Annotated in this window: 20 protein-coding genes; 14 read left to right on the top strand and 6 right to left on the bottom strand. The window is 43.0% G+C overall.

Annotated features, from left to right (window positions below):
- The first annotated feature begins 152 nt into the window (after positions 1-152).
- The gene (locus tag EP737_RS19145; protein WP_129729947.1) at positions 153-602 is read left to right on the top strand and encodes a hypothetical protein; all 450 of its coding nucleotides are present in this window, start codon (positions 153-155) and stop codon (positions 600-602) included.
- Here EP737_RS19145 and EP737_RS19150 read toward each other — a convergent pair.
- Complete coding sequence (locus tag EP737_RS19150) at positions 548-1,363, bottom strand: polysaccharide deacetylase family protein (RefSeq protein ID WP_246040309.1); 816 nt, start codon at positions 1,361-1,363, stop codon at positions 548-550. The genes EP737_RS19145 and EP737_RS19150 overlap by 55 nt on opposite strands.
- A 250-nt stretch (positions 1,364-1,613) precedes the next feature.
- Positions 1,614-2,693 (bottom strand): glycosyltransferase family 4 protein, encoded by a 1,080-nt coding sequence (locus tag EP737_RS19155; protein WP_129729949.1) that lies wholly within the window; start codon positions 2,691-2,693, stop codon positions 1,614-1,616.
- 351 nt (positions 2,694-3,044) lie between these two features.
- Here EP737_RS19155 and galU point away from each other — a divergent pair, with 351 nt between their 5' ends.
- The 5 genes from galU to EP737_RS19175 all read left to right on the top strand — a co-directional run bounded on the left by galU (position 3,045) and on the right by EP737_RS19175 (position 8,396).
- A complete protein-coding gene (gene galU, locus EP737_RS19160; RefSeq protein WP_129729951.1) occupies positions 3,045-3,938 on the top strand; it encodes a UTP--glucose-1-phosphate uridylyltransferase GalU in 894 nt (297 codons plus the stop codon).
- Positions 3,939-4,081: 143 nt separating this feature from the next.
- The gene (galE, locus tag EP737_RS19165) at positions 4,082-5,068 is read left to right on the top strand and encodes a UDP-glucose 4-epimerase GalE (RefSeq protein WP_129729953.1); all 987 of its coding nucleotides are present in this window, start codon (positions 4,082-4,084) and stop codon (positions 5,066-5,068) included.
- Positions 5,069-5,217: 149 nt separating this feature from the next.
- The gene (locus tag EP737_RS25740; RefSeq protein ID WP_165350862.1) at positions 5,218-5,364 is read left to right on the top strand and encodes a hypothetical protein; all 147 of its coding nucleotides are present in this window, start codon (positions 5,218-5,220) and stop codon (positions 5,362-5,364) included.
- Positions 5,365-5,798: 434 nt separating this feature from the next.
- Positions 5,799-7,115, top strand: a complete 1,317-nt coding sequence (locus EP737_RS19170) for a UDP-glucose dehydrogenase family protein (RefSeq protein ID WP_129729955.1) — start codon at positions 5,799-5,801, stop codon at positions 7,113-7,115.
- A 285-nt stretch (positions 7,116-7,400) separates the two neighbouring features.
- A complete protein-coding gene (locus EP737_RS19175) occupies positions 7,401-8,396 on the top strand; it encodes a glycosyltransferase family 4 protein (protein WP_246040310.1) in 996 nt (331 codons plus the stop codon).
- A 152-nt stretch (positions 8,397-8,548) separates the two neighbouring features.
- Here EP737_RS19175 and EP737_RS19180 read toward each other — a convergent pair whose 3' ends face one another.
- Both EP737_RS19180 and EP737_RS19185 read right to left on the bottom strand, forming a co-directional pair.
- Complete coding sequence (locus tag EP737_RS19180) at positions 8,549-9,577, bottom strand: LCP family protein (RefSeq protein ID WP_129729959.1); 1,029 nt, start codon at positions 9,575-9,577, stop codon at positions 8,549-8,551.
- A gap of 18 nt (positions 9,578-9,595) precedes the next feature.
- Positions 9,596-10,243, bottom strand: a complete 648-nt coding sequence (locus EP737_RS19185) for a YigZ family protein (RefSeq protein WP_129729961.1) — start codon at positions 10,241-10,243, stop codon at positions 9,596-9,598.
- A gap of 335 nt (positions 10,244-10,578) precedes the next feature.
- Between EP737_RS19185 and EP737_RS19190 the strand changes: the two genes are divergently transcribed.
- The 8 genes from EP737_RS19190 to cspD all read left to right on the top strand — a co-directional run bounded on the left by EP737_RS19190 (position 10,579) and on the right by cspD (position 17,295).
- Positions 10,579-11,421 (top strand): DegV family protein, encoded by an 843-nt coding sequence (locus EP737_RS19190; RefSeq protein ID WP_129730061.1) that lies wholly within the window; start codon positions 10,579-10,581, stop codon positions 11,419-11,421.
- Between the two features lie 192 nt (positions 11,422-11,613).
- Entirely contained in the window at positions 11,614-11,925 is a 312-nt protein-coding gene (locus EP737_RS19195) for a winged helix-turn-helix transcriptional regulator (protein ID WP_129729963.1), read from the top strand.
- 402 nt (positions 11,926-12,327) lie between these two features.
- Positions 12,328-13,578 (top strand): C40 family peptidase, encoded by a 1,251-nt coding sequence (locus EP737_RS19200; RefSeq protein ID WP_129729965.1) that lies wholly within the window; start codon positions 12,328-12,330, stop codon positions 13,576-13,578.
- A 136-nt stretch (positions 13,579-13,714) separates the two neighbouring features.
- Complete coding sequence (locus EP737_RS19205) at positions 13,715-15,088, top strand: ATP-dependent helicase ComFA (RefSeq protein WP_129729967.1); 1,374 nt, start codon at positions 13,715-13,717, stop codon at positions 15,086-15,088.
- A complete protein-coding gene (locus tag EP737_RS19210) occupies positions 15,085-15,792 on the top strand; it encodes a ComFC family protein (RefSeq protein WP_129729969.1) in 708 nt (235 codons plus the stop codon). Before EP737_RS19205 ends, EP737_RS19210 begins: the two co-directional genes overlap by 4 nt.
- Positions 15,793-16,233: 441 nt before the next feature.
- On the top strand, positions 16,234-16,434 hold the full coding sequence (locus EP737_RS19215; RefSeq protein WP_129729971.1) for a cold-shock protein: 201 nt from the start codon (positions 16,234-16,236) through the stop codon (positions 16,432-16,434).
- A gap of 325 nt (positions 16,435-16,759) precedes the next feature.
- A complete protein-coding gene (locus EP737_RS19220; RefSeq protein ID WP_129729973.1) occupies positions 16,760-16,960 on the top strand; it encodes a cold-shock protein in 201 nt (66 codons plus the stop codon).
- A 137-nt stretch (positions 16,961-17,097) separates the two neighbouring features.
- On the top strand, positions 17,098-17,295 hold the full coding sequence (gene cspD / locus EP737_RS19225) for a cold-shock protein CspD (protein ID WP_129729975.1): 198 nt from the start codon (positions 17,098-17,100) through the stop codon (positions 17,293-17,295).
- Positions 17,296-17,488: 193 nt separating this feature from the next.
- On the opposite strand, the gene EP737_RS19230 is transcribed toward cspD, so the two are convergent.
- A complete protein-coding gene (locus tag EP737_RS19230; RefSeq protein WP_129729977.1) occupies positions 17,489-18,718 on the bottom strand; it encodes an MFS transporter in 1,230 nt (409 codons plus the stop codon).
- A complete protein-coding gene (locus EP737_RS19235) occupies positions 18,715-19,149 on the bottom strand; it encodes a MarR family winged helix-turn-helix transcriptional regulator (protein ID WP_129729979.1) in 435 nt (144 codons plus the stop codon). Before EP737_RS19235 ends, EP737_RS19230 begins: the two co-directional genes overlap by 4 nt.
- Positions 19,150-19,379 lie beyond the last annotated feature (230 nt).

A 19,379-nucleotide genomic window follows, 5' to 3' on the forward strand; every position in this document is an offset into this window, starting at 1 on the left:
CAATGTTGAATTGTAACTTTTAGTAAGTTTTGTGAACCAGGTGAATGGATTGGCATATTACAAAAAGTACCTCGAGCATTTAATGGTTCCGCTCGGTTACTATGTAGGATGTCTCTCATTACCGTGTTGCCCTAACCCAACTGAGTCTTGCTGTGGTTGTACATGCTGCGGTTGTAAGTCCTATAGTTGTACAGGTTGCAGTTGTAAGTCTTATAGTTGTACAGGTTGCAGTTGTAAGTCCTATAGTTGTACATGCTGCAATTGTAAGTCCTATAGTTGTACAGGTTGCAGTTGTAAGTCCTGTAGTTGTACATGCTGCAATTGTAAGTCCTGCAGTTGTACAGGCTGTTGCGGTTCTTGTAAGTGTAAACAGTAAGCAGGTCAGGGAGAGAGAAGGGAACGAGAGCGTTCCTGCACAAAAAAGTCGATTATCGAATCGACTTTTTTGTGTTTTTCGCAAAATCAGAAAGTATAACCTTTCGAGCCTTTTCCGCTTTTCTTACACTTTAAGACAGTATATTTTCTTTATGTTTTTCGCCCGAAGAGCTCAAAAACGTGCATCACTCCAGAAGTTTACCTCGACATGGTGGTCCGGACTGTAAGGAAGCAGCTCATAGCCGCTGTTGCGCAGGAAAGCGATAATGTTAGGCAATGCTTTGACGGTTACAGCAGAGTCATGCATTAGAATAACTTCTACATTATGTCTGCTTTGATTCATTACATTTTTCACTAAGGAAGAGGCAGTTTGTGTTTGCTTCCAATCATCTGTGTCAACAGTCCAATCCCATAGCTTGAAATGGGAGCTGGCCAGGGCATCTCGATAGGGCTGTTTTAAATAGGGCTTGCTTCCGTATGGCACGCGGACTAAATGTGTTTGTACGCCAGTGACAGACGCAACAATGTTTTTTGCTTGCTCCATCTCTGTTAGTAAAATTTCAGGATCGCTATTGTATAATTTTCCAGCGTTGTGTGACATGCTATGTAGACCGAGATAGTGACCATGCTGCAGAATGAGGCGCATGGTTTGTGGGTAGCGGGATACTTGACTGCCGATGACGAAGAAGGTTGCTTTTGCTTTTTCCTTTTTTAATATACTTAAAATGTGGGGTGTGTATTTGTTTGGTCCGTCATCAAAGGTCAGGTAGGCAACTTTTTTAGGATAATGAATTTCGACGTTAACGCATTCCTTTACGAAGCGAGATTGCTCTGGTGAGAGTGGTTTAGGCGATAAGCTTGATTGTCGCTCTCGGTGTGTATGAACAGGTGAAGCAAACGGAAAAGCCCTAGCAGATGGCGAAAAGCAGAAAAGCGAGATGACTATGCTCATACAAAGAAAGTAAATGAGCAGAAGCTGTTTTCTCATATTGTTCATCACCTTGCATATGATGGAGTTATATTATTAGTGTGTTCGAATAGATTCTGCCTAAACCGAGCAGATTATGGAAATCAGAAAAACGGAATCGAGCTATTCTGCTTATAAAGGAGACAGTTTTTCACACTGCAGGAAGGTGTAAATTTCCAGATAGGGGTCTTTATACGAAAAGGGCTTTACGGCAACAGATTGATGGGCTATATAACAGCAAAAAAACGCCATTCCCAAAAGGGAATGACGTTTACATATCCTGATAGCGAGATTGCTGACGTGTCTTTACCTTCTTAAAGAACGATAAAATCGGTCTATATCGCTCGTGCACAATTCCAATAATTTCTGCTACAATCTCCATGAGTAAAATCAAGCCGAAGATAATGATGATGGATACCCATACAGTTGCGCTTTTAAATAAGACAGCGATTAAGCTGAAGAAAATCCCAAATGTGTAAATGAGTAAAACCGTTGTACGATGGGAAAATCCCATTGCTAGTAAACGATGATGCAAATGTGATTTATCTGGCGCAGAAATCGGCTTTTTGTTGACAATTCTGCGAATAATAGCAAATGTAGTATCAAAAATTGGTACACCCAAGATGATAATCGGAACGATAAAGCTAAACATCGTTACACTTTTGTATAAGCCCAGCAATGAAAGAATCGCAATACAGTATCCTAGAAATAATGCACCGGTATCTCCCATGAAAATTTTCGCTGGATGGAAGTTATAGAACAAAAATCCTAGTGTACTTGCTAATGCAATAATAGCAAGTGTGGCAATCAGCAATCTGCCTTCTAAAAATCCCATGGTAGCGATTGTTGCTAAGGCGATGGAAGAGATGCCTCCGGATAAGCCGTCTAGTCCGTCAATGAGATTAATAGCGTTTGTGATAGCAACAATCCAAATTACTGTAACTGGATATGCCCATACGCCAAGCTCATATTTGTCAAGAAGCGGAATGGTAAGATGGTCAATGGTAAGTCCGCTTTTCACAATGAGAAGGGCAGCGGCAATTTGACCAATCAGTTTAACCTTTGCTGATAATTCATGTACGTCATCTAAAATTCCGATGCCAACAATAATGAGGGCGCCGACGATGATCGTTGTCATTTGTTGGTGATACAATCCGCTTGCAAAATATCCTGCTGCAACCCCGATAAAAATCGCTAATCCTCCAAGGCGAGGCATAATTCGCTGATGTACTTTGCGGGCATTCGGCTTATCGATGGCACCGATCTTAAAAGCCAGCTTCATAACAACAGGGGTCGCGATCACTGCTGTGATCAGGGATATTACAAACGCAAAAATAATTTGCGAGTTCACTCATACCCCACCCTTAAGTATAGTTTTAAAATGGTTTTCACAAAACTATTTATAGGCTATTAATATATACGTTCCTCAACTCATAACATATCGTATCATAAAAAATCTAGAATTCAATCTTTTTTTATTATGAATTTTATTACCTTCTTGTAACAATGTAAAAAAACAATGTAAACATAAGATATAGGTTGTTTTTTTAAAATCAGGAAATTTTTATATGGTAAACTGCCTGGAGTTTCAGCAACTGCAGGTATGAAAAGACTGAATATGGTATAATTATCATGAAATGGAATATTTACAATCCTTGGAGTTGAATAGATTTATATAGATCGTGAATAGGAGGGAATATGTTTGAAAAAAATTCGTAAAGCTATTATCCCAGCAGCTGGTCTTGGTACACGCTTTTTGCCTGCAACAAAGGCAATGCCAAAGGAAATGCTTCCGATTGTTGAAAAGCCGACTATTCAGTATATTGTGGAGGAAGCAATTGATTCAGGTATTGAGGATATTATTATCGTAACCGGAAAAGGGAAACGGGCAATTGAAGATCATTTCGATCATGCATTTGAGCTAGAGCAAAATCTGTTGGAGAAGGAAAAGTATGATTTGCTAGAAAAGGTGCAGGCATCCTCCAGAATGGCGAATATCCACTATATCCGCCAAAAGGAGCCAAAGGGGCTCGGGCATGCGGTTTGGTGTGCGCGTAACTTCGTCGGTGACGAGCCATTTGCGATTTTACTCGGCGATGACATTGTACAATCGGAGACGCCCTGCTTGCGACAGCTGATGGATGAATACGAGCGAACATTTTCCTCTGTGATTGGCGTCATGCAGGTGGATGAAGAGGAAACGCATCGTTACGGTGTTATTGATCCGGTTGAGCAAACAGGCCGCCGCTATCAGGTTCGTAAATTTGTTGAAAAGCCAAGTCCAGGAACTGCGCCTTCGAGTTTGGCGATTATCGGGCGCTATATTTTAACACCGGAAATCTTCTTGTTTCTGGAGCGTCAGCAAATTGGCACTGGCGGCGAGATTCAATTAACAGATGCGATTGAAAGCTTAAATGGTATTCAGCGCGTATTTGCCTATGAGTTCGAAGGAAGACGCTATGATGTTGGGGAGAAGCTTGGCTTCGTAGAAACGACTCTCGAATTTGCTTTGCAAAATGAAGAGTTGCGACGCCCGCTCCTAGACTTTATGAAGCATAAGCTGAAGGAGCATGAGAGATCAAACGAGGTATTGTAAAAAATGCTTATTTAGGTTGCGCTTTTTGTCGGATACCTATAGCATGGAGTCTAGCTGGCTGATGTTTCAGAAAACATTCAGCTAAGGCACAGAACTTTTTTGTATAATGAATGCTATACAGCATACTACATGGAGGGAACCAGATGATTTTGGTGGTAGGAGGCGCTGGTTATATCGGCAGCCATACAGTAAAGCAGTTATTAGATAAAGGGCATGAGGTTGTTGTGCTTGATAATCTTTCAACAGGGCATTCAGAAAGCATTGATACAAGAGCGGCGTTTGTTGAAGGAGATTTAAGCAGCCCGACAGATTTAGATCGTGTATTTGGAACATATCCTGTTGAAGCGGTAATGCACTTTGCGGCAAGCAGCCTTGTTGGCGAATCGGTCAGCAATCCGTTAAAGTATTATAAAAATAACGTTGCCGCAACACTAACGCTGCTTGAAAAGATGATGGAACATCAAGTGGATAAATTCATTTTTTCTTCTACCGCAGCTACATACGGTATACCTGAAACGAATATGATTGACGAATCAAATCCAACGAATCCGATCAATCCGTACGGTCGTTCCAAGCTTATGATTGAGCAGATTTTGCAAAACTTCTATGATGCGTACGGTATGAAGCATGTGATTCTTCGTTATTTTAATGCGGCAGGTGCGCATGAATCAGGAGAGATTGGTGAAGATCACAGCCCGGAAACCCATTTAATTCCGCTTGTTTTACAGCATTTGCTAGGGAAGCGGGAAACGATTTCTGTCTTCGGAACAGACTATCCTACATCGGATGGAACATGTATCCGCGATTATATCCATGTAACAGACTTGGCAGAAGCACATATTCTAGCGCTGGAAAGTCTGCGCAATGGATCAAAAACAAACGAAATCTATAATTTGGGCAATGGAACAGGCTTCTCTGTCAAGCAAGTCATTGAGGTGTGTGAGAAAGTAACTGACAAGCAAGCCAGCATTGTGTATACAGAGCGTCGCGCTGGGGATCCCGCGCAGCTGGTTGCCTCTTCAGAGAAGATTTATAAAGAGCTTGGTTGGAAGGCAAAGTATTCTCTGGAAAAAATGATTGAAACGGCGTGGAACTGGCACCAAGCTCATCCGGATGGATACGGGCAATAATCCAGATAAAAGTTCATACTTCCTATTGCTAGGAATTTTCTTTTTTGAGGGACTCACAAATTAGTGGGTCCTTTTTCACTGTATTTTCTCTTTTGCTCATTAGAATGCAAAGTGTAGACAGGATAGCTTATCAATAAGGAGGTGAAAGAATGAAAAAAGGAAAATGGTTACTCTGGGCGCTAGAGGCTAAAACAAAGGCAAGCCAAGCCCTTGCCGCACCGTTTCAGCCAAGCGGGAATTCCCTTTTGCAGGCTGAGGCAGAACAAGAATTGGAATGGTTAAAAGCAGCGAAGTAAACAGCTGTTTAATGAAAAAACATTGCTTTCCCCCTATTCCCTATAGAAAATATTAACCCTCTTGTATAAAGAGGGTTTTTGCACTGCTAAGAAAGGATAAATTTTCAGCTGGAAAAAAATTCGACGTAGTCGGAAATTTTAGGAACACAGTATAAGTAGGGCTACACCTCTGTCTGCGCCCAAAGGCAGGGCTCACCAATCGGCGAGTTTTCTTTATGCTTTAAGGAGATGTCAATTTCGAGAAGGCAATATCGGTGCAGCTCCGCCAGCCAAGGAGTGGATTGTGTAAAGATTAGGTAAAATATCCTCTGTTTTGTTGTACTGGGCTAAGGTTCCTTATACTCTAGAAGGAAAGCGAAACAAGCAACATAGTTGGACGGAGAAAATGTGGTAGAATCCAGTAAAGAAAATAACTTCCTTTAGAGAGGTGTAAGATGCACATTACAGTTGTGGGAACAGGGTATGTTGGTCTTGTGACGGGAGTCGGGCTGGCGACAATCGGACATCGCGTCACCTGTCTGGACATTGATAAGGAGAAGGTGACGCGTCTGCAAAGTGGAGAGGTGCCAATTTACGAACATGGTCTTGCTGAATTAATGAGGGAGCAAATGGCGCAAGAATTGCTTACGTTTACAACAAATGCGCAGGAGGCGTATGCGAGGGGAAAGGTTGTTTTTATTGCGGTGGGAACGCCGTCAAACCCAGATGGGTCCGCAAATTTAACGTATATTACGCAAGTATGCGCTGAGATTGGAATGTACGCCAGGCAGGATATGATTGTAGTAACAAAAAGCACGGTTCCTGTTGGGACAAATGATTATATAAAGGAAACCATCGAGCGGCATCTATGCTCAGATGTAGCGATTAGTATGGCTTCTAACCCTGAATTTTTGCGGGAGGGCTCAGGTGTGCATGACTTTTTTCAGGGAGATCGTATTGTAATCGGAACAGCTGATGAGCCGACAGCGAGTGTGCTTGAAGAGCTGTTCAAACCGCTCGCAATTCCTATTTTTAAAACCGATATTCGTAGCGCGGAGATGATTAAATACGCTTCTAATGCGTTCCTGGCAACAAAAATAAGCTTTATTAATGAGATTTCAAATATATGCGAGAAGCTTCATGCCAATATTGAGGATGTAGCAGCCGGGATGGGGCTTGATAAGCGGATTGGAAGTCAGTTTTTGAAGGCGGGCATTGGCTACGGCGGCTCATGTTTTCCAAAGGATACCGATGCGCTTGTCCAAATTGCTGGTAATGTGAAGCATGATTTTCAGCTGCTAAAGGCAGTGATTGAAGTAAACAATAAGCAGCAGACCTCGCTTGTGCAGAAGGCAAAGCAGTTGATGGATCTAAATGGAAAAAGGATTGCGATGCTTGGGCTGGCATTTAAGCCAAATACAGATGATATGCGGGAAGCACCTTCGCTCGTAATTGCTGATCAGCTGCTTACAGAGGGAGCATATGTTGTTGCATATGACCCACAGGCTAAGGAAAATGCAAAGCTCCTGTTACCTCATATTCAATATGTCGGCAGCATTGATGAGGCAATTTCAGAGGCAGATGCTGTGTTTCTTGTGACAGAGTGGGATGAAATTAAGCAGTATCCGTTAGAGCAATATGTGGAGCTTATGAGGCAGCCTGTCATATTTGATGGCCGAAATTGTTTTGAGCTGGAGAGGGTAAGGCAATATGCGATAGATTATTATTCGATCGGACGTGTACCGGTGCTACGCAGGCAGATTTCGGTGTAATATCGTCCGCTTTGTAATACTGTACTCATTTCATAAACATCTAAAAACACCACTGCCAATGGAGCAGCGGTGTTTTTTTTACTTCTGATAGGATAGCGCTAACAATGAGGAGCAGATCCGTGCTTTTTTGATATTATACGTAAAGAGAGGAGCATAATTCAGGACGTTTGAAGAAAAATAACGATACGTATTTTTGTAAAAGTAGGTGTGACGATGCTTTCATTTTCTATATATGCGGAGGCATTTATTCTCTGTTTTCTTATCGCCTTTTTTGCGACTCCTTTCGTGATTTGGCTTTCATGCCGCTTGGGAATCGTAGACAAGCCGAATGAGCGGAAGGTGCATACGCGTGTGATGCCGCGCATAGGGGGATTGGCTATTTTAGCGGGCGCTGTAGCTGGACTGTTGTTTTTGCCGATTTCATTTCCCGGATTTTCCGGTATTTTGTTAGGGTCCATTATTATTATTGCGACGGGGCTGCTTGATGATATATATACGCTTCCCGCCTTATATAAGCTAATTGGACAGATGGCTGCTGCGGTTGTGCCGATTGCATCTGGCATCTCGATTAATAAGTTTATGCTTCCATTTTATGGGGAAATTAATTTGGATGTAACAAGCTATATCATTACATTTCTTTGGATTATTCTTGTTACCAATTCCATCAACCTCATTGATGGTCTCGATGGCTTAGCCGTTGGTGTATCAACAATTGCGCTTACTATTATGCTGTCCATCGCAGTCGCGCAACAGCAGTATTTCCTCATCGGCTATATCGTTATTTTAATGGCAAGCAACCTAGGTTTTCTTGTATTTAATTTTCACCCAGCTAAGATTTTCATGGGGGATGTGGGCTCCCTTTTTTTAGGATATTCCGTCTCGCTTATTTCCATTGTCGGCTTTTTTAAAGGGATTGCTTTAACAAGCGTGCTTGTTCCGATTATTATTTTAGCTATTCCATTGTCAGATACGTTTTTTGCTGTCATTCGGCGCTTGTTAAATCGCCAAAATATTATGGCACCTGACAAGTTTCATCTTCATCATTGCTTGATGAGGCTGGGCTACAGCCACCGCACGAGCGTGTTGATTTTGTACGGAGTGGGCGCTTTGTCAGGCGTGTTCGCCTTCTTTTTTCCGTATGATAATTACCGTTCTGCGGTTGTGCTATTTATTATCTTTTTAGTGCTGGTGGAGCTGTTTGCTGAAATTGTCGGACTTATTGGCAAGCGAAGGCAGCCAATACTGAGCCTATTGCGAAAGCTTGTAATGAAGCAATCTTGAATAGCATTGCTATAGAATGCAGCCTTCTCTGGAGTATGCTGTAATGCCTATTTGAGACAGTACTTGATCGTATATCTCCTCTATAGGAGCAGTAAAAATCAGTTTGTTCAACTTCTAAAAATAAAAAGCTTGGGAGCTGTGTCCCAAGCTTTTTATTCTTCCTCGTTTGATTCAGAGTCATCTGAAGAACTCGAACTTGAACTCTCTGGTGGCAAGTCAAGTGTTTTCCATAGTTTATCGTGTATTTCCTGTTGGCTTTCTTTTTTTGGAATATAGTAGTAAATTCCGTTAATATAGTCATCATCACCGTCAAGGCGAAGTGTTTCAATGCTGGATGCTTTAAAGCCAGAGAATTTTTGATATAAAGCCAAGCCGTCAGAAACTGGGATATCGGTTTTTACATGCTTTCCAATAATTTCGGCAATGTCGTCTAGCTTTGTCACGACAGAAGGGGAATTCAGCTTCTCAACGAGGGCGCCTAAGACTTGTCGTTGTCGCTGTGCGCGGCCGAAGTCGCCCATTGGATCATGCTTCCTCATTCTTACATAGGCGAGCGCTTCTTCCCCGTTTAAGTGCTGCGATCCTTTATGGAAGGAAATCCCTTTTCTTGGGTTTAAATCAGAGCCCTCGACGAAATCAAATGGAACGTCTACTGTAACACCATTTACAGCGTCGACAATTTTTTTAAAGCCCTCAAAGCCAATTTCAACATAATGATCGACTGGAACGTTTAAAAAGTCCTCTACGGTGTTCATTGTCATATCTATGCCGCCGTAGGCATGGGCAGCGTTAATTTTATCAAGCTTATCACGCCCTGAGATGTTTACGCGTGTATCACGCGGAATACTTAGGATTGTGACATGCTTTGTTTTTGGGTTGATGGTAGCAAAGATAATCGAGTCAGTTCTTCCATTCTTTCCGCCTGTAGCATAATCCTCAACACCTGTTAACAGGATACTAAACGGTTTTTTTGTAATTTCCGCCTCTTCTGTCCGAAGCTTTGATTTTTCCCGATCTGACCCGCTATAAATATTAGCTAAGGATAAGAACGGACGAAGGTAGGAATAAGCACCGTATCCTACTCCGCCAATGATTAAGAGCAGAATAGTTACAAGAGCGATGCGCCGCCTTCTCCGCTTCACCCTCTTGCGCTCTTGTATATATTGATGACGATCCTTCATAAGGCAACTCCTTTAAACTTAGATTGAAGCAGCCGATACATCTTGTTCAAGGTATAGCATGTCTCCTTCAGCAATTATGCAGCGACCATTTGTTAGTTCTATGATCCATTCCTGGAATGCTTCCTTTCCGCCTTCCTCTACGTAAGCATCAAAGGTAACATCCTCCAAATAGTGAATATCCTTGATTGTATAGCGAGACTGGCGCAATTCATTTTCGATCTTCCCCAACAGTGTATAGTCCACCTTTGTCTGCATGACGCGCATCAGCTTTCGCTCGACAATTCCAGTATGATTCAAGCCTTCACTTGTACTTTTGCCGTAAGCCCGTATTAAGCCGCCAGCCCCGAGCTTAATGCCGCCGAAGTAACGGGTAACGACAACAACGGTATCTTTTAGTTTGCGCTTTTTTAATACCTCTAGCATCGGAACACCAGCTGTACCGCTCGGCTCACCGTCATCATTTGCTTTTTGAATCTGATCGTGCGCCCCGATTAAATAAGCGGAGCAATTGTGGTTAGCGTTCCAATGTTTCTTTTTTATTTCTTGAATAAAGCTCTGTGCTTCTTCCTCGGTAGTCGCACGGCCTACATAGCAAATAAAGCGGGATTTCTCTATAATAATTTCATGTTCTCCGTACCCTTTAACAGTAAAGTATTGTGCTAACAATGCTATACGCCCCTATTCATTAAAATTACCTATAAGCCTTATTCTAAAAGGGAACTTTTCGAGTTTCAAACATTTTCTCATTTTTTGTCAGTCGAATGAAGTGAAAATATCGAAGGATTCTATATTTTTTGTTGAAACTTGCAAAATAAATCATTATAATGTGTATCTTTCGCTGCCTAGGGAAGATACTTCTTTTTGGCAATATTAAGAAAGTATAACCTTCCGGGTGACGTCTAGCTCCCAAGACCCAAAATGGCAGGTCTTGTCCGCTTTTCTTATTTTCGTGTACAATGTACAGAATGAAGGGAAATTTGCTTTATAAGGATGGTAACATGATGAGAACCGCGATTGTGACGGACAGCACAGCATACATACCGGAAGAAATAAGGCGGCAGCTGGACATTCAGATGATCCCTCTGAATGTTATTTTTGGCGATGCTTCTTATCAGGAGGAGCTGGAATTACAGGCTGATCAATTTTATATAAAGGTGAATGAGCAGGCGGCACTTCCGAAAACCTCACAGCCTGCAATCGGTTTGTTTGTTAAGTTGTTTGAGGATTTGTCCCGTGAGTATGACGCCATTATCAGCATTCATTTATCAAGCGGGATTAGTGGGACATATCAAACTGCTACGGCGGCTGCTCAAATGGTGGACGGTGCACGCATTTATACATATGATTCAGAAATTAGCTGTGCGATCCAAGCGTTCTATGTATTGGAAGCAGCGCGAATGGCCATAGCAGGCAAGACGCCGGAGGAAATTATGCCGCGTATGGACGAGATAAAACAATCAGCTAATGCGCTTTTTGTTGTGGATGATTTAAACCACCTGCAGCGGGGAGGACGTTTAAGCAGTGCACAAGCATTCATCGGGAGTTTGCTTCAAGTCAAACCGTTACTGCACTTCGAAAATAAAGTAATTGTACCGCTGGAAAAGATCCGGACACGTAAAAAAGCACTAAAGCGAGTGATAGAATTGTTTGAAGAGGATGCCCGTCAAGGTTTGCCGATGGAGGCCGTTGTGATTCACGCCAACCGAGAGGAAGAGGCACAGGAATTTGCGCAGCAGCTAAGGGAAGCCTATCCGCATGTTGAAGTGGGTGTAGGCTATTTTGGAGCTGTGATTGGTACTCATTTAGGCGAGGGAACGATTGGCTTAGGATGGTATAAGAAGTAATACGGTCGGTGGATGCAAGGCCTGAGAAGCTGGCTTCCCTTCAAACCGTAGTATCTTTTAGTCAATGTAAAAATGGAAGATAATTTTTTTTGTGTTTTTGTAAAAAACAGCTTATTTTGGATATAATTTATCATATACTCCTACTTACTTTTTATAAGAAGCTATTTTATAATGAAATGGAGGTGAAGGCATATGGAACACAATTCAGCGTTATGTCCGAAATTTGAGTCTGCCTTTACGCTTCTTAGCAAGAAATGGACGGGCTTAATTATCCAATCGCTGTTGGCGGGGCCGAAGCGTTTTCGTGAAATGGCGGATATCATTCCGAATATGAGTGATAGGATGCTGTCTGAGAGATTAAAGGAGCTGGAAACTGAAGGAATTGTCGTGCGAACGGTATATCCAGAGGTTCCGGTACGTATTGAGTACGCATTATCCGAAAAAGGAACAGCTCTTGAAACCGTTATGCAGGAAGTGCAAAAATGGGCAGAGCAATGGGTATAAGAGGAGTTTGTGAAGGTGTAACAAAATGTTCGCATTTTGTTACACCTTTTTTACATTGTAAAAAGGTATGAATTTCCATCCGGGAGCGGATTCGACGTAGTCAGAAACTTTAGGGATACAGTATTAGTGCAGCTATGCCGCTGTTTTCACCAAGGTCAGGGCTCGCCAGTCGGCGAGTTTTTTTACGACAAATTGTAACAAACATATACTGGTAATTTATAAGAGAATGTCGAGAGGCGCTTGCTATGTAAGCGTTTTTCAACATGGATTGACAAGGTTAGGAGCAATATTTCATGATTCTACAATCTACGTGTTACATTTATTTTACAAATTTGTAACAACGCCAAATTTTATTGGTAAATATGGTATAAATTTATTTGGGAAAGGGAAGGTGTGAATATTATGAACAATTGGAAAGCCGTATCTTGCGCGATCGCCGCAGGATTGATGATATTTACGACAACAGCTCCGGCAGTAATGGCCGAAGACAACATCCAAGTAGAGTCCACTGTGAGAGCGCAGCAGATTCAAGAGTATCAAAAGCAAATTAGTGACGTGAAGAAAGAAATTGAAAAGTACGAACAAGACCGGATTGAGAATGAGCAAAAGAAAGCGGAAACGCAAAAGAACTTAACAGAAACGCAGCAGCTGATTGTGCAAAAAAATGAGGAAATTGCAGCGCTTGAGAAGAAGATTGAGCAGCGTGAGTATGTAATTAAAAATCGTCTGGTTGCACTTCAATCTCAACAGAGATCAAATATGGTAACGGACGTTATTGTAGACGCAGAGAGTTTGTCAGATTTGCTCGACCGCATCAGTTCTGTAAGTTTAATTTTCCAATCGGACAAGGATATTTTAGAAGCACAGCAGCGTGATGAAGATGCAGTGAAGGCAGCGCAAGAACTTGTTGTGCAAAAACAAAAAGAGCTTACTGAGGTTGCTGCTTCTTTAGATAAGGTAAGTGCGGAAATAGAGGCAGCTCGCCAAGCGAAGCAAGGGGCTGTTGATGAGCTTGAAGGGAAAATTCAACAGCTTGTTCAAGAAGACCTAGATGAGAAAGCAAGAAAAGAACTAGAAGAAGCAGCTATGTTTGCACAGCGTATGGCTAATGAAACGTCTATTACTACAGATGAACAGGCGGCACCAACGCAGGAAGCAGCAGCACCAGCGCAGGAAGCAGCGGCACCAGCACAGACAGCAGCGGCAAAACCAGCACAGGAAGCGGCAAAACCAGCGCAGACTGCACCGGCACAGACTGCACCGGCAAAACCAGCACCGGCAAAACCAGCTCCAGCTCCAGCGCCAACATCAGGCGGTGTTGTAGCTAAGGCACAGCAATACTTAGGTGTTCCTTATGTATTCGGCGGCGCATCTCCAAGCGGTTTTGACTGCAGTGGATTCATCTCTTATGTATATGGTAAAGCACGTACGGACGTAAGCGGCTACTGGAATTCTGTATCTCGCATTAGCCGTGATCAATTACAGCCAGGAGATCTTATCTTTTTCCAAAATACATATAAACCTGGTCCATCTCATATCGGAATTTACGTTGGAAACAACACAATGATTCATGCAGGCGATAGTGGCATTGCATATTCTAATCTTAGCAGCAGCTATAATCAATCACACCTCCTAGGGTACGGCAGATTCTAAAAATAAACAGGCTTTCCAATGAAACAGCACACTTTAAGCTGATAACTTGCTATTTTCATAGCGGGTTATCAGCTTTTTTGCGTTTTGCCAGCTTTAGCTGGCATTGCTACAATGGGCAGTAAAAAGGGGGATTAACATGTACTCAGCTGAGCTTTGCGCATTTTTGGAGGGAAGACGGCTTCTTCCGGGAGAACTGCCTTTTTCAGAGGAATTACTGCGTCAGCATCAAAGAGAGGGGTTTCTTGCAGCAGAGTCAAGTGTAAAACGGGTGAACCAGGGATATCATTGTACACGGTGCGGTAATGGAGATCCACTGTTTTTCGCGCGTTTTTCTTGTTCGCGCTGCCAAACAATTTGTACATATTGTCGTCGCTGCATCACGATGGGCAGAACGAGTGAATGCACACCGCTGTTTTACTGGAAAGGGCCATCAGCAGACAGGGGAGGGATGCAGGTAAAGTTTGTCTGGAAGGGTGTTCTTTCAGATGGACAGCGTACCGCTTCAGAAGCAGTCTTACATGCAATTGAGCATAAGGAGGAGTGTCTGATTTGGGCAGTGTGCGGTGCCGGGAAAACAGAGATGCTATTTGCCGGTATCTATGCTTCTCTTGCAAAGGGAGAGCGGGTTTGTATTGCGACGCCGCGTACGGATGTTGTGCTGGAGCTCGAACCGCGGCTCAGGCAGGTGTTTACGAATATTCCGATCGCAGCATTATATGGCGGCAGTTCGGATCGACATACGCAAGCTCCGTTAACAATTGCTACAACACATCAGCTGCTTCGCTATTTCCATGCCTTTGATACAGTCATTATTGATGAGGTAGATGCATTTCCATATTCGGCTGATGCCTCTTTGCAATATGCGGTAGAGAACGCGAAAAAAGCAGCTGCAGCTATTATTTATGTGACGGCTACACCGAATCGGCGCTGGAAGAAGGAAGCGCGAGCTGGAACGCGGAAGGCTGTTATTATTCCAGTGCGATATCATCGCCATCCTTTGCCAATTCCCTCCTTCTCTTGGTGCGGCAACTGGAAGGGGAAGCTCAAGAGGCACGTGCTTCCGAAAAACATTATGCATTGGATAGAGAAGCATGCAGCTGCCGGGCGTCCCATCCTGTTATTCGTGCCGCATATTCGGCAGGTTGAGCCTGTTGCAGCTATTCTAAAGCAGCTAGATAACCGAATCGAAGGCGTGCATGCAGAGGACCCGCTGAGAAAAGAAAAGATTCGTTTATTTCGGACAGGGGATATTCCGCTGTTAGTTACGACAACTATTTTAGAGCGAGGCGTTACAATAACTGATGTGCAGGTGGCTGTACTTGGAGCTGAGGAGAATGTGTTTACGGAAAGTGCACTTGTGCAAATTGCGGGAAGAGCTGGGCGGAATGCAGCTTACCCGAAGGGGGATGTGATTTATTTTCACTACGGCAAAACAGAGGAAATGGCAGCGGCGAGGCGGCATATTGAAACAATGAATAAAGAAGCCGAGCGAAAGGGATGGCTTGTATGACAGGACATTGTTTACTTTGCTTTGAGAATCTGTCATACGCCCTTGGCTGGTTTTCATTTCTCGTAAAGGGAGAAGAACAGCTGATTTGCCAGGAGTGTGAAGAGAAATTTGAAAGGATAGAGGGAGAGCTGTGCGCAATATGCGGACGTTCGCTGGAACGCCTTGCCCCTTCGCATCAAGAAAAAGGGATGTGCAAGGATTGCTTGCGCTGGGAGGAGGGGCCGATGCGGGGAGCATTGCTGCAAAATCGCTCCTTATATGTCTACGATGATTGGGCGAAGGCGGTATTGGCCCGCTATAAGTTTCGCGGCGATGCGATCCTTTCTGAAATTTTTCACAAGGAGATACGGCAGCTGTATAAGCATCTCCCGCAATCCTGCCGGGTAATTCCCGTGCCGCTTAGCAGCGAAAGGCAATATGAGCGCGGTTTTAATCAGGCTGAGCTGCTTGCAGCTTGCTTACCGTACATGAAATCACCTCTTATTACGCGTGTTCACACTGAAAAACAAAGCAAAAAGACTCGGATGGAGCGTCTGCAGACACAGTCCCCATTTTTGTTGTCCTCCCGTATTCAATTGGAAGGTGAGCATATTTTGCTGGTTGATGATGTATACACGACAGGTACAACGTTACGCCAAATAGGAAAGGTGTTGCGGGAACAGGGAGCAGCTGCTGTGTACGCTTTGACTGTATTTCGGGGATGAAAATTGCCAGGATAGTGAAAGTATATATCTACTATCCTTGTATTTTAGTGAGGTGTAAATTTCCAGATGGAGGTGGATTCGACGTAGTTAGAAATTTTAGGAGTGCAGTGTAAGTGCAACTACGCCTCTGTCTTCGCCTAACGGCTCGCCAATCGGCGAGTTTTCTTTACACTGTAAGAAAAAGTATAAATTTCCAGCAGGAAGTCAATTCGACGTAGTCGGAAATTTTAGGAATACAGTGTAAGTGCAACTACGCCTCTGTCTTCGCCTAACGGCTCGCCAATCGGCGAGTTTTCTTTAAAAATCAACAGAAATCGCTTTTGAATGTCGAATAATGGCATAAAAACACGACAAGACAGTTTGGACTTTCCCTCTCTTTATCCGTTATAGTCAAATTGTGGGGTTTTTCCCACGAGTTTATGATTGAAGGGAATGGGAATCATGCAACAAGGTACAGTAAAATGGTTTAACGCAGAAAAAGGATATGGCTTCATCACAGTAGAAGGTGGAGAAGATATCTTTGTACACTTTTCTGCGATTCAAACAGATGGCTTCAAGACACTAGAAGAAGGACAACGTGTATCCTTCGATGTTACAGAAGGAAACCGCGGCGCACAAGCTGCAAACGTTGTGAAGCTATAAGAGCCCAGTTTATAAGCAGCATACGCTTCATATAAAATAGGGAAACGCAATGCCACCTCCATTCTTTAATGGAGGTTTTATCGTAAGCGCTTGCTTTTTGTGGGTGAAATAAGAATTGAATCCCCAGCATACTTAGCTGAGGCCGAAGAGTGAGGAAAAATGAAAGGGTTTACATGTGATTATCTTAAAGATTTATATTGATGATATACATGTCGAATCTTTAGATAAAATTACGATGAAATAACTTAGACACTAAGCTTTTTTATATATTATAGTTAGGGTAAGCATTGGTATATGAGTTTACGATTGAAGGGAATGGGAAAGCATGCAACAAGGTACAGTGAAATGGTTTAATGCCGAAAAAGGATTCGGGTTTATTCAAGTTGAGGGCGGAGACGATGTCTTCGTTCATTTCAGTGCGATTCAAGGATCAGGCTTTAAAACACTAGAAGAGGGTGCAAAGGTAGAGTTTGAAATTGTACAGGGTGCACGTGGCCCGCAGGCAGCGAACGTAGTAAAGCTATAACAATTACTAGTTCATTTGTATAGAGCTCTGGTTATTTGCAGAAAAATGGAGTCCATTTTTGACTTTTTAATGGTTAATCCGTTATAGTCAAATTGTGGGCTAAACCACAAGATTTAAGATTGAAGGGAATGGAAGGCATGCAAGGAAAAGTAAAATGGTTTAATGCAGAAAAAGGATTTGGTTTTATCGAGCGTGAAAATGGAGACGACGTATTCGTACACTTCTCTGCAATCCAAACAGACGGCTACAAGTCTTTAGAAGAAGGCCAAGAAGTAGAATTCGATATCGTTGAAGGCGCACGCGGTCCGCAAGCAGCGAACGTAGTAAAGCTATAATAACCCGTTTATAAGCAGCTCGTGCTTTACATAAATCAGGGAAAAAGCACACCAACCCCCGTTTTGCAAAACGGGGGTTTTTCATATTTCACTGTAAGAAAGTATAAATTTCTAGCCGGCCCGATGCAGCGCATCAATCAGTATACCGCTGCAAAGCTAGTAAAGCTTCTTATTCAGACAGCTAATAAAATTTCTAAACAGCTTGATTGTGCTGGCCGCTAGGATTTTCGTTCCCATACTGTTTTGAACGAGTGGATGCAGCAGCGTGATCCCTGTTCAATGTATAATAGACGCCAACGCCGATCAAAACAAGAAGAGAACAGTATAAATATAAAGAGCTTAAATGAATATGAACCGCAGCCAAGCCGATTACAAATGAACCAAGACCAACTCCGCTGTCAAAGATGGAAAGAAAGGTCGCGGTAGCCACTCCTCTTCGCTGGGGAGCAGCGTTTTGAACAGCAATTGTTTGAAAGCATGGGAATAGCGTGCCCCATCCGAGACCGATACAAGCTGCCGAAAGCAGAAACAGAAAGGTTGTATGTGCCATACTAAGCAGCAGCATGCCGAGTGCAAAGAAAATAATCGCCGGATAAATAATGACATTTGCACCGCGCTTGTCAAACAGTTTTCCCGTAAACGGTCTCGATAGCAGCATAACAACGGCATAGACAACAAAAAAGTAGCTCGCTGCTTTTGCTAAACCAATGTCCTTTGCGTATACCGATACAAAGGAAAGTATGGAGGCATACACAAATGAGAAAAAGGCTGCGGTCACAGAGATGCGGACGGCGGAGACCTCAAATAATTGCTTAATGTGAAAGGCTGCTTGTGTTTTCGTCGCTACAGTCTGTTGTTCCTTAGGCAATCGGAGGGAGCCGCCGAGAATCAAGGCGAAAAGCGCAAAGATGCTGCTTATGATAAAGGAAGTGGTTGCGCCCCATTTATAAAAGGTAGTGAGCCCGACAAATGGGCCAATAACCATCGCCAGGTTCATTGCCATGGCATAATAGCCCATACCTTCTCCTTTACGCGAATTTGGAATTAAATCAGCCACAATTGTGCCGCATACAGTGGTTACAATTCCAAAGCTAATGCCATGCATAAAGCGGAGTACGAGCAGGCTTCCTATAGAATGCATAAAGAAATAAAATAGGTCAGCGATTAGAAATAGACATAAAGAGAGGAGCAGCAGTGATCGTTTTTCGATTCGTCCAAGCCACTGACCGGCAATCGGCCGGATCAGAATAGCTGCAAGCAGAAACACTGTAACAACAAGACCTGCATCTGTCGCCTGACCGTGCAGGTCTTCTAGCGCATACAGCGGCAAAATGACAAGCAAGCAGTAAAATGTTAAAAACAAAAACAATGTACTGGCGGAAATGCTAATAAAGTTTCTTGTCCATAACTTTTCTGAGTTCATATTCTCTCCTCCTCAAGCATGAGATCCTTAAGCCAATCAGAGAGAAGCATTTGTAGCTGCGTTTGTGAAAGACCGGACAGAGAGTTAAGCAGTGATTGATGTGTATGAAGAACAGCCTGCTCCCACTCTGGAAAAGATGCAATTGCTTCGTCCGTTAGCACAATTTGCTTCGCACGTTTGTCCTTGCAGGGAATTTGCTTTACGTACCCTTGCTTAATGAGCCGCTGAATGGTCCGGGTCATAGGAGGGGCTTCTACAGATAAATATTCGCATAGCTCCGTTTGTGTTAGTGTGCCCTTGATATGTAGAGTGTACAAAACGGACCATTGTGCGCTATACAATCCGAAAGGCTGTAAGGCTTCGTTTATTCTTTTTGTCAGTTGTCGGGACAACTGGTTAATAGAGTGAAATAAATGGTGATGATTTGACATGATATCTCTCCCTGTTTGTTAAATTAGTTACCTAGGTAAATTTATCATACTCCTCTAGTGTGGTCAAATCATTGAAAGCCGCTTTTCTTCACATGTAACGAATTATTCATATTTTGGTTTGGCTTTTGCTTTGTCTGAGGGATATACTATAAGTGTCAGGTACACTCTCTCTTTCAACAAAATTCGTGAAAAAGGAAGTGTTTTTTTCTACATTTTGCGATTTGTGGAAG

Source organism: Ectobacillus funiculus, from assembly GCF_004138295.1.
GTDB lineage: Bacteria > Bacillota > Bacilli > Bacillales > Bacillaceae_G > Ectobacillus > Ectobacillus funiculus.